The organism is Microbacterium sp. NPDC056052 (assembly GCF_042266785.1).
Lineage (GTDB): Bacteria > Actinomycetota > Actinomycetes > Actinomycetales > Microbacteriaceae > Microbacterium.
On record NZ_JBHJWV010000003.1, the window covers coordinates 36,634 to 49,754 of the forward strand.

General features: G+C 70.0%; 9 protein-coding genes. 6 read left to right on the forward strand and 3 right to left on the reverse strand.

Annotated elements, in window-relative coordinates; genetic code table 11:
- Positions 1–141 precede the first annotated feature (141 nt).
- Positions 142–1,665, forward strand: a complete 1,524-nt coding sequence (locus ACFC1J_RS06780; protein ID WP_375903721.1) for an ABC transporter permease — start codon at positions 142–144, stop codon at positions 1,663–1,665.
- 30 nt (positions 1,666–1,695) lie between these two features.
- On the forward strand, positions 1,696–2,391 hold the full coding sequence (locus ACFC1J_RS06785) for an ABC transporter ATP-binding protein (protein ID WP_375903723.1): 696 nt from the start codon (positions 1,696–1,698) through the stop codon (positions 2,389–2,391).
- A gap of 75 nt (positions 2,392–2,466) precedes the next feature.
- Here the strand turns inward: ACFC1J_RS06785 and ACFC1J_RS06790 are convergent, their stop codons facing one another.
- Positions 2,467–3,456 carry an acetylxylan esterase gene (locus ACFC1J_RS06790; protein WP_375903725.1) on the reverse strand — a complete coding sequence of 330 codons (990 nt, stop codon included), beginning with the start codon at positions 3,454–3,456 and terminating at the stop codon, positions 2,467–2,469.
- A gap of 173 nt (positions 3,457–3,629) precedes the next feature.
- Between ACFC1J_RS06790 and ACFC1J_RS06795 the strand changes: the two genes are divergently transcribed.
- A complete protein-coding gene (locus ACFC1J_RS06795; RefSeq protein WP_375903727.1) occupies positions 3,630–7,583 on the forward strand; it encodes a hypothetical protein in 3,954 nt (1,317 codons plus the stop codon).
- A 55-nt stretch (positions 7,584–7,638) separates the two neighbouring features.
- Here ACFC1J_RS06795 and ACFC1J_RS06800 read toward each other — a convergent pair whose 3' ends face one another.
- Together ACFC1J_RS06800 and ACFC1J_RS06805 are read right to left on the reverse strand one after the other, a co-directional pair.
- Entirely contained in the window at positions 7,639–8,799 is a 1,161-nt protein-coding gene (locus ACFC1J_RS06800; RefSeq protein WP_375903729.1) for a mandelate racemase/muconate lactonizing enzyme family protein, read from the reverse strand.
- A gap of 93 nt (positions 8,800–8,892) precedes the next feature.
- The gene (locus tag ACFC1J_RS06805; protein ID WP_375903730.1) at positions 8,893–9,696 is read right to left on the reverse strand and encodes an IclR family transcriptional regulator; all 804 of its coding nucleotides are present in this window, start codon (positions 9,694–9,696) and stop codon (positions 8,893–8,895) included.
- Positions 9,697–9,911: 215 nt separating this feature from the next.
- Here ACFC1J_RS06805 and ACFC1J_RS06810 point away from each other — a divergent pair, with 215 nt between their 5' ends.
- From ACFC1J_RS06810 to ACFC1J_RS06820, 3 genes are read left to right on the forward strand one after another with little or no spacing between them, the layout of a single operon-like run.
- Entirely contained in the window at positions 9,912–10,844 is a 933-nt protein-coding gene (locus ACFC1J_RS06810) for a carbohydrate ABC transporter permease (protein WP_375903732.1), read from the forward strand.
- Positions 10,841–11,701 (forward strand): carbohydrate ABC transporter permease, encoded by an 861-nt coding sequence (locus tag ACFC1J_RS06815; protein WP_375903735.1) that lies wholly within the window; start codon positions 10,841–10,843, stop codon positions 11,699–11,701. The genes ACFC1J_RS06810 and ACFC1J_RS06815 overlap by 4 nt, the downstream gene beginning before the upstream one ends.
- A 55-nt stretch (positions 11,702–11,756) precedes the next feature.
- A complete protein-coding gene (locus ACFC1J_RS06820) occupies positions 11,757–13,064 on the forward strand; it encodes an ABC transporter substrate-binding protein (RefSeq protein WP_375903737.1) in 1,308 nt (435 codons plus the stop codon).
- The last annotated feature ends 57 nt before the right edge of the window (positions 13,065–13,121 follow it).

Here is a 13,121-nt window from a genome sequence, read left to right on the forward strand (position 1 = left end):
AGGTCTATTCTCCTCAGTTTCCTATGAACGGTCTATGAGCTTTGGTGATCTGACGTGCTTAGCGCGCGCATAGCAACGCCATCATCGCGCCCCAGAACCGGCTCCTAGCGTCACCAGCACGAGCGTGATCGAAGGAGAAGCATGTACGGGACGTATCTGCGCCGGGAACTGGCCGGGCGGAAGAAGCAGACGGCGATCGTCGCCGTGGGACTCGCGATAGCGATCGCCCTGGTGATCGTCGTCAACGCGCTGGCGGCGGGAGTGCGCGATGCGCAGACGGAGGCGCTCGCGCGGGTCTACGGCGTGGGCACCGACCTCACGGTCACCGGCGCGCCGGCCCAGCGCGGCAGCGACACCGGGCAGCGTTTCGACTTCGGCGCGGGCGGCGGGGCCGCTGCGAGCGACGGCAGCACCACCCTGAAGACCTCGGTGCTGCGCGCCTCCCCGGCGCGGGGCACGATCGACGCGGCCGGAGTGAAGACGATCTCGGGCACCGAGAGCGTCGCCGCGGCCACAGGGGCGCTGAGCCTGACCAACCTCACGTTCGACGGGCAGATCGCTCAGCAGGGCGCGCAGGGCGGTACGGGCACGGGCCAGACCGACACGGGCCAGTCCGGCGCGGGAGAAGGGCAGGGCACGGGCGAGCGTCCGCGGTTCGGCGGCGGCAACTTCGGTCTCAACTCGTTCTCGGTGCTGGGCGTCGACCCGTCCGCGGGGACGACCGTGGGGCCGCTGTCATCGGTGACGGTCTCCTCCGGCCGTGCGCTCGACGCCGCCGATGCGGGGCAGCTGGTCGCCCTGGTGGACAGCACCTACGCGACCTCGAAGAGCCTGAGCGTCGGCGGCACGATCGACGTGGGCGGATCCACGGTGAAGATCGTCGGGATCGTGACCTCCTCGTCCGACTCCGCCGACACCGCGGCGAACGTGTACCTGCCGCTCGACACCGCGCAGACGATCGCAGGAACGGGCGATGTCGTATCGACGGTCTACGTCAAGGCCGCATCGGCGGCCGACATCTCCTCCGTGCAGACCGCGCTCGCCAAGGCGCTGCCGACCGCGACGGTGAGCTCGCAGGCGGATCTGGCCTCGACCGTCTCCGGATCCCTCGCGAGCGCCGCCGGCATGATCGAGGGCCTCGGCACCTGGCTGTCCCTCATCGTGCTCGCGGTCGCGGTGCTCCTCGCGGTGCTGTTCACTCTCTCCGGCGTCGCCCGGCGCACCAGGGAATTCGGAACGCTCAAGGCGATCGGCTGGTCCAACGGGCGGATCGTCCGCCAGGTGGCCGGCGAGTCGCTCGTCCAGGGCCTCATCGGGGGAGCGGCGGGGCTCGCCCTCGGCCTTGCCGGGATCCTCGTCGTGAACCTCGTCCGGCCCACGATCTCCGGTGCGTCGGCCGACGGCTTCGCCCGCGGCGGAGGCGCCGGGGGCGCCGGACAGTCCGGTGCGGGAGCCGCGGGCGGAGCGTTCCAGGGAGGGGGCGGCGGAGCATTCCGCGGCTTGGGTGAGACCGCACAGGCGGTGGTACTGCACGCGCCCCTCAGTGCGGGGATCCTCGCCGCCGCCGTGGGGCTCGCGATCCTCGGCGGTCTCGTCGCCGGCGCGATCGGCGGATGGCGGGCCGCGAGGCTGAGCCCCGCCGAAGCGCTGCGGTCCGCCGCCTGACACCCATCACCGAACAGGAGAGACGACATCATGAGCATCACAGAGACCGAGCCGCAGGCGCTGTACCGGCTGACCGACGTCACGCGCACCTACCGGACGAAGGGACGCACGGTCGCGGCGCTGACCGGTGCGACCGCCGAGATCAGGGCGGGCGAATTCGTCACGATCCAGGGGCCCACGGGCGGCGGGAAGTCCACACTGCTGCAGCTGCTCGGCGCCCTGGACCGTCCCTCCGGCGGATCGCTCGTGCTGGGCGGCACCGAGCTGTCCACCGCGTCGAACCGCGAACTCGGCCGGCTGCGCGCCGAGGAGATCGGATTCGTGTTCCAGGGGTTCAACCTGATCCCCACGCTCACCGCGAGGGAGAACGTGGCGATGGCGCTCGTGCCGCTGAGGATCCCGGCCGAGGAGCGCCGCGCCCGGGTCGACGAGTCGCTCGCGCACGTGGGCCTCGCCGACCGCGGCGATCATCTGCCGGGCGAGCTGAGCGGGGGCCAGCAGCAGCGCGTCGCGATCGCCCGGGCGATCGTGAAGAAGCCGCGCGTGCTGCTCGCCGACGAGCCCACCGGCAACCTCGACGAGGAGATGCGCGACGAGATCCTCGTCCTGCTCGAGTCGCTCTGCGCCGAAGGACTGACCCTCATCGTGGTCACGCACGACTCGGCCGTCGCGAAGCGCGCACACCGTAGGCTGCGGCTCAAGAACGGCCGCCTGACCGAGGTCTGACCCTCCATCAACGCGTCGTCCCCGTCAGCGCACTCCAGAGGGTGCGCTGACGGGGACGACGCGTTGATGGGGTGGTCAGAGGAGGGCGGTCGGCGCCCCGGTCAGCAACCTGTCGTCGGGCAGGGCCAGGAAGTCGACCGCGGCCTGCAGCGCCAGCGCGTCGGCGAGCCGGCCCTCCGGGGCGTCGATGTGCCCGTTGGCCCGCACGGTCAGCCGGCGCGGCCCGGCGAGCGCGTGATACACCGCGAACTGCCCGCGCGGATCGACCGCAGGGTCGAGCACGGCGGCTCCGACGTGCACCGGGATGCGAAGGCGGCGGGCCGCGCTCGCCGCGTCGTGATAGTCGAGCGTGGGGCGGTCCTCGGGATGGGTGAGGAGGTGCATCCGGACGGCCTCTCCACTCCCGGTGCAGCGCCGGGTGAGTCGGATCGCGTGCGCGCCGAAGCTGGGGACGTCCAGCGCCGCGCGGCGGAAGCGCGTGTCCCACGGAAGGGCCATCGCGCCGATCCCGCCGCCGAAGCTGCTGCCGCTGAAGTCGAGGGCGTCCGCGGCGGCAGGTGCCAGGTCCAGCAGCACGGTCGCCGCACGCCAGATGTCCGCCGCAGCGAAGCGGAGCGAGTAGGTGTCCCGGTGCGCGATGCCCGCCAGCACGTGCTCCGCGGGAAGCGCGGGGAAGCGGCTGGGCGCATCCGCGCTGGTTCCCGGCGCGCACGGGAAGACCGCGACTGTGTCCGCGGGAACGCGCTCGGCGTCGGGGCCCGTGCGTCCGCCGTAGCCGTGCCCGACCACGAGGCCGCGCCGTATGGCGGTCATCGCGTGCGGCACCATGACGAATGCGGCAGCGGGCTCGTCCGCGGAGGACTCGAAGCGGATCTCGCTCACGCGATGCGTCGGCGTCGCGTCCCGCTCGCGCACGGTCCGCCACGCCACGGCGCCGGTGCCGAACTCCTCGAAGGTCGACCGCCAGAACTCGTCGAAGTCTTCCGGCTCCGGCTGGTCCGGCGGGGCCACGAGCAGCGCTCCGAGGGAGTACTCGGTCAGTTCTTCGGGTGTTCCGCCGGCCAACGACTGTCTCCTCACGGGTGCTGTTCCTCCTCGATACTGCCGTGCAGGCGGCATTCGCGTCCTTGCGAGAGGATCCATTGACATCATCGCATATGGATTGCAATATATGCATCATGATTGCAAGGAAGAGTGCGAGAGATGACGAGGGCTCCCTGCAGTGGAGTCGGCGATCCGTGCTGCGCATGCTGGTGATCGCGGGCGTGCTCCCGCCGGTCCTCGGTGCGCAGACCGCCGGGGGCTCATCGGCCGCGGCCACCGAGCTCCCCGCGGCGAGCGGCGCCTACGCGGACGCGCTGCGGCGGCTCGACATGCCGAACCTGGCGGTGACCCAGGTCGCGCAGCTGGTCGGGACGAACCACCGGATGACCTTCTTCCAGGCCACGTGGGACGGAGGGGCGACGATCGTCCGCGATCTCGAGATCGCGCACGAGGGCGGGTGGCTCGCCGTGACGGATCCCGCCCACCGGTTCGACGAGCAATGGGTGGTGCTGAAGGGGGCTCTGCCGTCCGGCAGCGCGCCGGAGCTCTACGGTCCGCTGGCGCCGAGCTGGCTGGGATTCACCTCCTTCCAGGTCCTCGGACCGCAGGCGATCGAGCTGCGCACCAGCACCGACGACGTCGAGCTCGTCGTGCGCTGGCGCCTGGAGGGCGACAACCCGGAAGCCCACTACGTGCTGACGGCGAAGAACGCCGGGGACTACCTCGTCGGCTACCAGAGCCAGGACGCCCGGTCGCTCGACGATCTCGACGAGGTGCTGTGCGGGTCGTACCAGCACGCGCTGTCCGTCCTCGACGGCTCGGCCCCGCTCGGGGCGTGGGAGCTCTTCGCCCCGATGGCGCTCACGCAGTACGCCGTCGGCGGGATCCCGGTCACCTCCGGCGTCTACCTGCCGTCCGAGGTCGCGGAGTTCGTGCATGAACGGCAGCTCATGTCGGACCGTCAGCCGTACGGCATGAGCCTGCGCAACGACAGCCTCGACGTCGTGCCCTGCATGTACTCGCCGCAGCCCGGCCTCCGCACGGCGATGGCGGCGGGCGAACAGCGCGGTTTCGCGTTCGGAGTGGCCGCGCAGGCGGGCGCCCTGTATGCCGCGTACACCCAGCTGTGCCGCGGCGAATACGGGATGACGGCCTATCGGCGCAACGTCTACGAGCGATCGCTGACCGACGCCGTGCACGCCATGGCGGAACTGATCGCCGTCGAGCCCGCGGGGGACGACTCCGTGGACTACATCCCGTCCTTCTCCGGGTGGTGGAACCGCGCCAAGGGCTTCGTCGACGTGGAGAACGAGGACGCCGTCCGCACCGCCGCGAGCGGCGTGGTGCTCTCCGCGCACTACCTCACCGGCACGACCGGCGGCACCCTGTACGACCGGCGCGCCCGGCCGCTGATCGAGTATCAGGTGTCGCGCAAGGGGATCGGGCACTCGCCGGTGATCGGCAGCCCCGTGTACAACGACAAGACGCAGTACCGGCTCGGCCGCATCCCCACCGACGCGGTCAACCTGACGGCGCTCTACCAGCTCACCCATGGGCGCAACGCCGGGATCCAGCGGCTCGCGGTGCAGGCCACGAAGTCCGGCGTGGTAGGGCAGAGCCGTGCGCCCTTCGCCGTTCCGCTCGCGACTTACCGGGCCACCGGGGATCCGGCGTATCTGGCGGAGGCGACGCTGATCGGCCGCCGCTACGTGCAGGAGCAGATCCTCACGCCCTACCGCGGCAACGGCCAGCCGCCCGGCGGCTTCGCCTACAGCTTCTCCAAGTACTGGGTCGACCTGCTCGAGCTGTTCGAGGTCACGGGGGAGGCGGTCTTCCTGGAGGGAGCGCACAGGGAGGTGCAGCGGTTCATCACGCAGACCGCCGTGCGGCCCGTCCCGGACCAGACCATCACGGTTCCCGAGGGTCACGTGATCATGCAGCAGTACGACTGGGAGACCCGCTCGTCGCTGCCGCCGTATCCGGTCACGGGCGTGGCGACCGAGACGGTTCCGGCCTGGTACGTCTCGCCCTCCGGCCTCACCTTCGAGGCGCTCTCGTCGTTCAAGCTCGGGGTGAGCGCCGTGACCGATCCCGGCGGCGGATACGTCTTCAATCCGTGCTGGGCAGGTGCGCTGCTGCGCCTCGCCCATCACACCGGCGACGCGCTGCTGGCCGATGTCGCGCACAACATGGTGATCGGCAGATTCACGACCTATCCCGGCTACTACGGCCGGCAGTTCCAGGTCGCGCACATGAAGCCGGACTTCGCCACGAGCGGCCCCGTCGGGATCACCGGGTACTACTTCCATCACGCGCCCGCGCAGCTGGGTCTCGCCATGGACTATCTGATCAGCGAGAGCTTCTACCGGAGCTCCGGCAGCATCGAGTTCCCGCACGTCTTCGAGGCGGACTTCGCCTACTTCAAGTTCTTCGCCTACGGTCACGCGCCCGGCTCGTTCTTCGGCGAGACCGGGGTCTGGCCCTACTTCCCGGCGGGACTGATCGCCCTGGACAACCCGCTGGTCAACTGGATCGCCGGGGTGGGCAACGGCGCGCTCTACATCAGTCTCACGAACTCGGCGTCCGACGCCCAGCAGGTCGTCGTCGACCTCGCCGGGGATCTGACCGGACTGCCTCGCTCCGCCGCGCCCGCGGTCGAGGTGGTCGCCGCGGACGGCAGCCGCTCCTCCCAGGCGGCGGTCGACGCGCGCGTCACGGTCACCGTCCCGGGGCACGGGCTGCTCGCCCTGGTCGTCCGCAACGTCGCGGTGCAGCGGCCGGAGCTGCCGTTCGACGACATCGTCGACCACGGCCCGGACAGCTTCCGAGAGGTCGACTCCGATCCGGCGACCGATTACGGACTCGTCCGCGGGATGCTGCTGGTGCGGCCGGGCGGGCAGGGATACGACGCGTATGTGCAGATCGACACGGAGCAGCAGGCGACGCTCTCCTATCGGATCGGCGGGCAGGCCGCGCAGCAGGCGCCTGCCAAGGGGTATCCCTACGAGTGGACGATCCCGGTGGACGACCCGACGAAGACGTTCGCCTATACGGTCTCAGCCGGCGGCGCGACCACGGCCGAGGTCACGCTGCGCCTGCCCGCCCGGCTCGCCGGCGTCGGCGCGGAGGTGTCGGGAGACGTGGTCGCCCAGGCCACGGGCACGGCAGGGGACAGGGTCCCGCTGATCATCGAGGTGCGCAACGGGACGGCGCAGCCGATCGCCGGCAGCGTCGGGCTGACCCTGCCGAGCGGGTGGCAGCTCGACGGGACGGTGCCCGCCATCGCGGCTCCCGCTCACACGACGGTCCGGGTGGAGTCCGCGGTCGTGATCGCGGCGTCCGCCGCGCTCGGGGAGGTCCAGGTGGCCGGATCCCTGTCGGTGCCGGGCGCGACGCCCGTCACGCTGAGGCCCGCGTCGATCGAGGTGATCGACCGACGTCGCCTGGTCTCCCTCGCATCCGACACCGAGGTCGCCAGCGGCCCAGGTGCGACGGTGAAGCTGACCGCCCTGGTGATCAACACCGGCGTGACGCCGCTCCAGGGCACGCTCTCCCTCTACGGCGCCACCGGGTGGACCATCGATCAGCGGGACGCGGCCGTCGTCGTGCCGCCGCGCTCCGATCTGACGCACACCTGGACCGTGACGGCAGGGGCGGGCGTCGCTCCGGGATCGAGCACACGGTTCGAGGCGCGGCTGGATCAGACTCTGCGCCGCGGGGTCCTGGTGCGGATGGCCGACGAAGGCGTGATCGTGCACACGCAGTCGCCCTGGCCCGGGTACCTCGAGACCGGACGGTGGTATCCGAGCGGTCTCTCCGGCTGGAACGGAACGCGCACGCGGTACAGCGACACCGATTCCGTCGGCAGCACGGTGACCTGGAAGGCGGACCTTCCTCAGCCGGGTCTCTACCGCGTCTCGGTCTGGTATCCGACCAATCCGACGACGACCACATCGGCGGCCTATGTCGTCGAGCACCAGGGCGGCAGCAGCGAGGTGATCGTGGACCAGACCCAGGGCGCGGCCGCCTGGCGTGCGCTGGGCACCTTCCGCTACGACGCCGGCGCTCCCGGCGTCGTGCGGCTGGAGGTCCGCAGCACGAGCATCCACCGGGTCAGCGCCGCGCAGTTCGTGCGGGTCGGGGATTGACGAAGGGGGTGGACCGGAGCGGGGCTCCGGTCCACCCCCTTCGGGCGGTGTGCGGTCAGCGCCGGACGTACCGGGCGACAGCATCCTCGTCCACCGTGACGCCGAGTCCGGGGCCGGTCGGGACGATGAATCCGCCATCGGGTCGCACCTCGAGAGGGGTGGTGAGGATGAGGTTGGCGACGGGCAGCGTGAACGGCTGGTACTCGAAGGCGAGCAGCGAGGTCGCGCTCGCCGCGACGTGCACTCCCGCCGCCATGGCGATGCCGAAGGCGGCGGAATGGTGAGGGGCGACCTGCGCGTGGAACGCGTCGGCGACCGCGGCGATCGCGAGCCCCTCGGTGATCCCCGTGCGGCCGATATCGGGCTGCGTCAGGCCGACGGCTCGGCGGGCGAGCCAGTCGGTGAACTCGAAACGGCTGCGCATCGCCTCGCCGACCGCGATCGGCGTGGCCAGTGCCGCGGCGAGATCGCGGTGGCCCTCGACGTCCTCGGGTGCCAGGGGCGCCTCGAAGAACCAGGCCCCGCGGTCGTCGAGCTCGCGGCCCAGGGCCTTCGCCTCGCCGAGCCGGTAGGTCCAGTGCGCGTCGAGCGCGAGATCGAGATCCGGGTGCACCGCGCGGATCGCGTCATAGGTGGCGAGGTCGGTGCGGACGTCGGTGCCGAGATGCAGCTTGATCCGTCGCACGCCGGCCTCGACGAAGGCCGTCGCCTTGTCGACGCGCTCCGCGTCGTCGTTCCCGCGGATCCCGGAGACGTAGGTCGGCAGGATCTCGGCGAAGCGGCCGCCCGCGAGTTCGGAGACGGAGAGGCCCGTCGCGTGTCCCCAGAGATCCCAGAGCGCGATGTCGACGGCGGCCATGGCGTCCGCCTGGTGTCCGGTGAGATGCCCCCGCTCGCGCATGGACTCGGTCATCCGGTGCCAGAGCGTGCGCACGGATCGCGGATCCTCGCCGATGATGAGCGGGGTGAGAAGGTGATCGACCACCGCGGCGACCACTTCGGGGGCGACGGGGGCGAGCGCTTCGCCCCACCCGACGAGTCCTTCGTCCGTCTCGATCTTGACGAGGAGCGACTCGTAGCCGGGGGAGTACAGGCTCCGCCACGGCGGTCGGATGACGTAGCCGCGATGGGCCACGCCGGTGTCGCCCGCATAGGAGTCGTCCGCATCCTCCCTCGACAGGAAGAGGGGGAACGTCTGGACGCGCGTGATCTTCACAAGGGTCTCCGAAGACAGTCGTGGGGGAAGAGGCCGACGGCGTCTGCCGCGGCGATGAGCTTCAGGGCGCCGCGATCGGATCGCGGCGGCGGATCAGAGGGCCGCGAAGGCGCTCGCGGAACGGGAAGGGCTGTACCCGAGTGCGACCGAGATCTCGTCGGCCGCTTCGATGAGCTGCAGCGCGAGCTCCTGGTGCGGGGCGTGCAGGTCGAGCACGGAGAGCGGCCCGCTCGCGGAGAGCGCGGCGACGATCTCACCCGCTCTGTTGTGGATCGGCGCGGCGATGCACGCCCGTCCGAAGGCGAGCTCCTCGATCTCGGTCGCGTATCCGCGGCTGCGGCTCTCCTCGAGCGCGACCTGCATGGCGTCGCGGTCGACGATCGTGTGCGGGGTGAAGCGCTGGGGGGAGTGCTCGAAGTACTCGTCGACCTTCTCGGAGGTCATCCCGGAGAGCAGGGCCTTGCCGAGGCCGGTGGCGTGCAGGGGCCCCGTGCGTCCTGCCATCGCGAACGACTTCGGGGCGAGCGCGCCCTCGAAGTTGCAGAGGTAGGTGAAGGTGAAGCCGCTGAGCTCGGCGACGTTCACGCCGATCTCGATCCGGCGGGCGAGGTTCTGCGCGATCTGCCGCGACGCGCGGAAGATCGGCGAGCCGTTGAGCGCGATCGTGCCGAGCGCGACCGCCGCCGGCCCGAGTCGGTACAGGCCGGTGCGACCGTCCTGGACGACGAACTTCATCCGGTCGAGCGCCGACATCATGCGCGAGACGGTGGACTGCCCGAGTCCGGTCAGCGTGCAGAGCTCGGAGACCCGCAGCTCACCCGACTCCTCTGTGAAGCAGGCGAGCAAGGACATCGCCCGTTCCACGGTCTGGGTGCCACCCACCGATTCCGACGCCATCGCGACTTCTCCTCCCTGCGGCCGCCGCATCTGCGAAGCCGTTGCCAGTCATCCTAATGAGCCTGATGACACCAAGCAAGGCAAATGTGGGTGTCTTATGCATTTTGTGGATTTCGCATCTGCATTGTGGTTGACTGACTGCACGTCATCGTCGACGACTGCGACGAAGACGTGCAGGGGCCCGCAGGGGCCACCCCACCCGGAAAGTGAATGCCATGCCACAAGCCACCCTCGAGCGGCCAGAGATCCGCGAGCAGGTCCCGCCGCGCTCGGGACGCCGCTCCACGCTGGGCGCGAAGGACCGCACGTTCGGTTTCATGATCGCACTTCCTGCGGTCCTGCTGTTCCTCGTGATCGCGATCTTCCCGCTCGTCTCGAGCATCGGCACCAGCCTCTACGACCAGTCCCTGCTGCGTCCGGAGCGCACGTTCGTCGGGCTCGACAACTACGCGCTGATCTGGGACGAGTTCGTGGCGCGGCTGGGCACCACCCTCGTGTTCGCCTCGCTCTCCACGGTCTTCCCGCTGTTCCTCGGCGTCGCTCTGGCGATGCTGCTGAACTCCCGGATGCGCGGCCGCACCGTCCTGCGCGGCGCGCTGATGCTGCCGTGGCTGCTGCCCGGCGTGGTCGTGTCCTTCCTCTGGGCGTGGATCTTCAACGACAGCTACGGCGTCGTGAACCACGTCCTGACGCTCCTCGGCCTGCCCGAGATCAGCATGCTCGGCAACCCCGTCGGTGCGATGTCCGCGGTGATCATCGCGAAGACCTGGCACTCCTTCCCCTGGATCATGGTCGTCGCGCTCGCGGTGCTCCAGACGCTGCCCAGCGAGCAGATCGAGGCCGCGACGATCGACGGCGCGACCCGGGCGCAGCGCTTCCGGTACATCTCGCTGCCGCACATCGCCGGCCCCGTCACGCTCGTCGCCGTGCTCGAGTTCATCTACAACTTCGGCAACTTCGACACGATCTTCGTCATGACCGGCGGAGGGCCTGGCAACTCGACGACGACCCTCGCCGTGAGCCTCTACCACCTCGCCTTCGGCAGCTACGAGCTCGGCAAGGCCTCCGCGATGGGGGCGCTGTGGCTCGTCCTGCTCGCGATCATCTCGAGCGGATATCTGCTCCTCAACCGACGACTGGAGAAATGATGCGCCGCAACCGCGACGTCGGCGAGGGGATCATCCGCCCCCGTCTGTCCGTCCCCGGGCGTCTGGGCCTCATCGTGCTCGCCCTGTTCGGCCTGCTGCCGGTGTACTGGCTCACGGCGACGGCGTTCACGAAGAAGGAGGACGTGTTCGCCCAGAACCGGCCGTTCTTCCCGGTGGATCCGACGATCGAGAACTTCGTCGGCTTCTTCCAGAACGACGCGCTCCTGAAGAACCTCGGCAACAGCATCATCGTGTCCAGCGGCACCGCGCTGCTGGCCGTGCTCGTGGGCGGGCTGATGGCCTACTCGCTCTCGAAGTTCCGCTATCGCGGACGCAACGCGATCATGTTCATGTTCCTCATCGGTCAGCTGATCCCCGGTGCGCTGCTGCTCATCTCGCTGTATCTGATGCTGAGCTCCGCGGGCCTGCTGTACACCTATGCGGCCCTGATCCTCTCGTTCACGACGTTCACGCTGCCGCTCACGGTCTTCCTGCTCAAGGGGATCATGGACGGCCTCCCGGACGACATCCTCGAGGCCGCGAAGGTGGACGGGCTGTCCCGCACCGCCACCGTGTTCCGGATCGTCTTCCCGCTGGTCGTGCCGGGGCTCATCACCGCCGCGATGTTCGCCTTCATGCGCGGGTGGAGCGACCTGCTCTTCGCACTCACGCTCGCCGGTCCCGACAAGCAGACGCTGCCGGCGGGACTCACGCAGGCGTTCATCCACGAGGGCACAGCGGATTGGCCCGCGCTCATGGCGGCCTCCCTGATCACCTCGCTCCCGCTCGTCATCATCTTCGTCGTCCTCCAGCGCTACTTCGTGTCCGGCCTGGCCGCCGGCGCGGTGAAGGGCTAGCCGCTTGTCCCCGAAACATCTCGATTCCCGACCTGTCCCTGAAGGAGCTGTGCCCATGAACATCCCGAACTCGCAGTTGAGTCGTCGCGCCTTCCTCGGCGGAGGCACCGCGCTGGCCGCTTTCGGCGTCCTCGCGCTCGCCGGCTGCGCCACCCCGGCCGCGACGCCCCCCGGCGCCACGGCGAACGCCGCGACCAAGGCCAAGACCATCAACTTCTACGGCAACTCGCTCGGCGAGGAGGCGCTCAAGCCCGCGTGGCAGGGGATCATCGACGGGTTCTCCAAGGACGCGGGGGTCACCGTCGCGCCGGTGATCTATCCGTACGACCAGGCCGCCACGCAGCTGGCGCTCACCGGCCGCTCCGGCAAGCTCCTCGGCGTCGGCCAGTCGGGTGGCTGGCAGGTGCTGACGCCCATGGACCTGCTCGCAGATCTGACCGATCTGGCCAAGGGCCTCGGGATCCCCCAGGGCGTCCTCGACTCCTACACGAAGGACGGGAAGCTGCTCGTGCTGCCGCTGACCGCGTCGGGCATCGGCATCGCCACGAACGGCGAGATCGCCAAGAGCGTCGGCATCAAGTCCGGCATGACCGTCGAGCAGTTCGCGACGGCCCTGGAGAAGATCAAGGCGCAGGACTCCTCGCTGATCCCGTACGCGGCGGTGACGAAGAACCCCGACCTGAAGGACGCCGTGCACTGGATGTGGGGCTTCGGGAGCGAGGTCGTCACGGACGATCTGAAATGCACCATCGGCGACGCCGCGAGCGTCAAGGCCATCACCTGGTACAAGTCGCTCATGGATGCGGGACTCACACAGACCAACGTCGCCCGCAGCGACGCCCGCATCCTGTTCGCCAGCGGCCGGGCGGCCCTCTACGACGACGCACCGCTCGTCCCGACGTTCTTGAAGAAGAACGGCGCCGCGCAGAACATCCTCGACAACGTCAGCGCGATCTCGCGCCCCACCGTCGACGGCAAGAAGTCCTACAACCGCGCCTGGGGCAGCGGCCTGTTCGCGACGGCCGGGGAGGGCGAGGTCACGAGCCGCGAGTTCATCACGTATGCGGCGACCGATGTCGCGGCGGCGACGGCGCTCTACGAGCGCTCCGCCGTGGCACCGGCCGCGAAGAGCGTCGCGGACAAGATCCCCGCCCTCGCCGCCGACAAGTTCCAGGGAACCTTCCGCACCCAGGTGTCGGAGCACGCCCGGGCCGCGGCCTGGGACCGGGTCGCCGTAACGGCGCAGATCGACGCCGCGATCGGCGGCGGCGTCGCGACCATCCTCGCCGGCCAGGTGGACGTCCAGGCCGGGCTCAACGCCCTGAAGAAGGAAGTGCAGGGGCTGCTCGACTCCAACTCCTGATTCCCGCACACGAATGCCGCGCCGGAGATCCTCCGGCGCGGCATTCGTGTGCGAGGG

Coding starts and splice junctions, on each gene's coding strand:
- ACFC1J_RS06780 (WP_375903721.1), top strand. CDS start 142: ATGTACGGGACGTATCTGCGCCGGGAACTGGCCGGGCGGAAGAAGCAG.
- ACFC1J_RS06785 (WP_375903723.1), top strand. CDS start 1,696: ATGAGCATCACAGAGACCGAGCCGCAGGCGCTGTACCGGCTGACCGAC.
- ACFC1J_RS06805 (WP_375903730.1), bottom strand. CDS start 9,696: ATGGCGTCGGAATCGGTGGGTGGCACCCAGACCGTGGAACGGGCGATG.
- ACFC1J_RS06810 (WP_375903732.1), top strand. CDS start 9,912: ATGCCACAAGCCACCCTCGAGCGGCCAGAGATCCGCGAGCAGGTCCCG.
- ACFC1J_RS06815 (WP_375903735.1), top strand. CDS start 10,841: ATGATGCGCCGCAACCGCGACGTCGGCGAGGGGATCATCCGCCCCCGT.
- ACFC1J_RS06820 (WP_375903737.1), top strand. CDS start 11,757: ATGAACATCCCGAACTCGCAGTTGAGTCGTCGCGCCTTCCTCGGCGGA.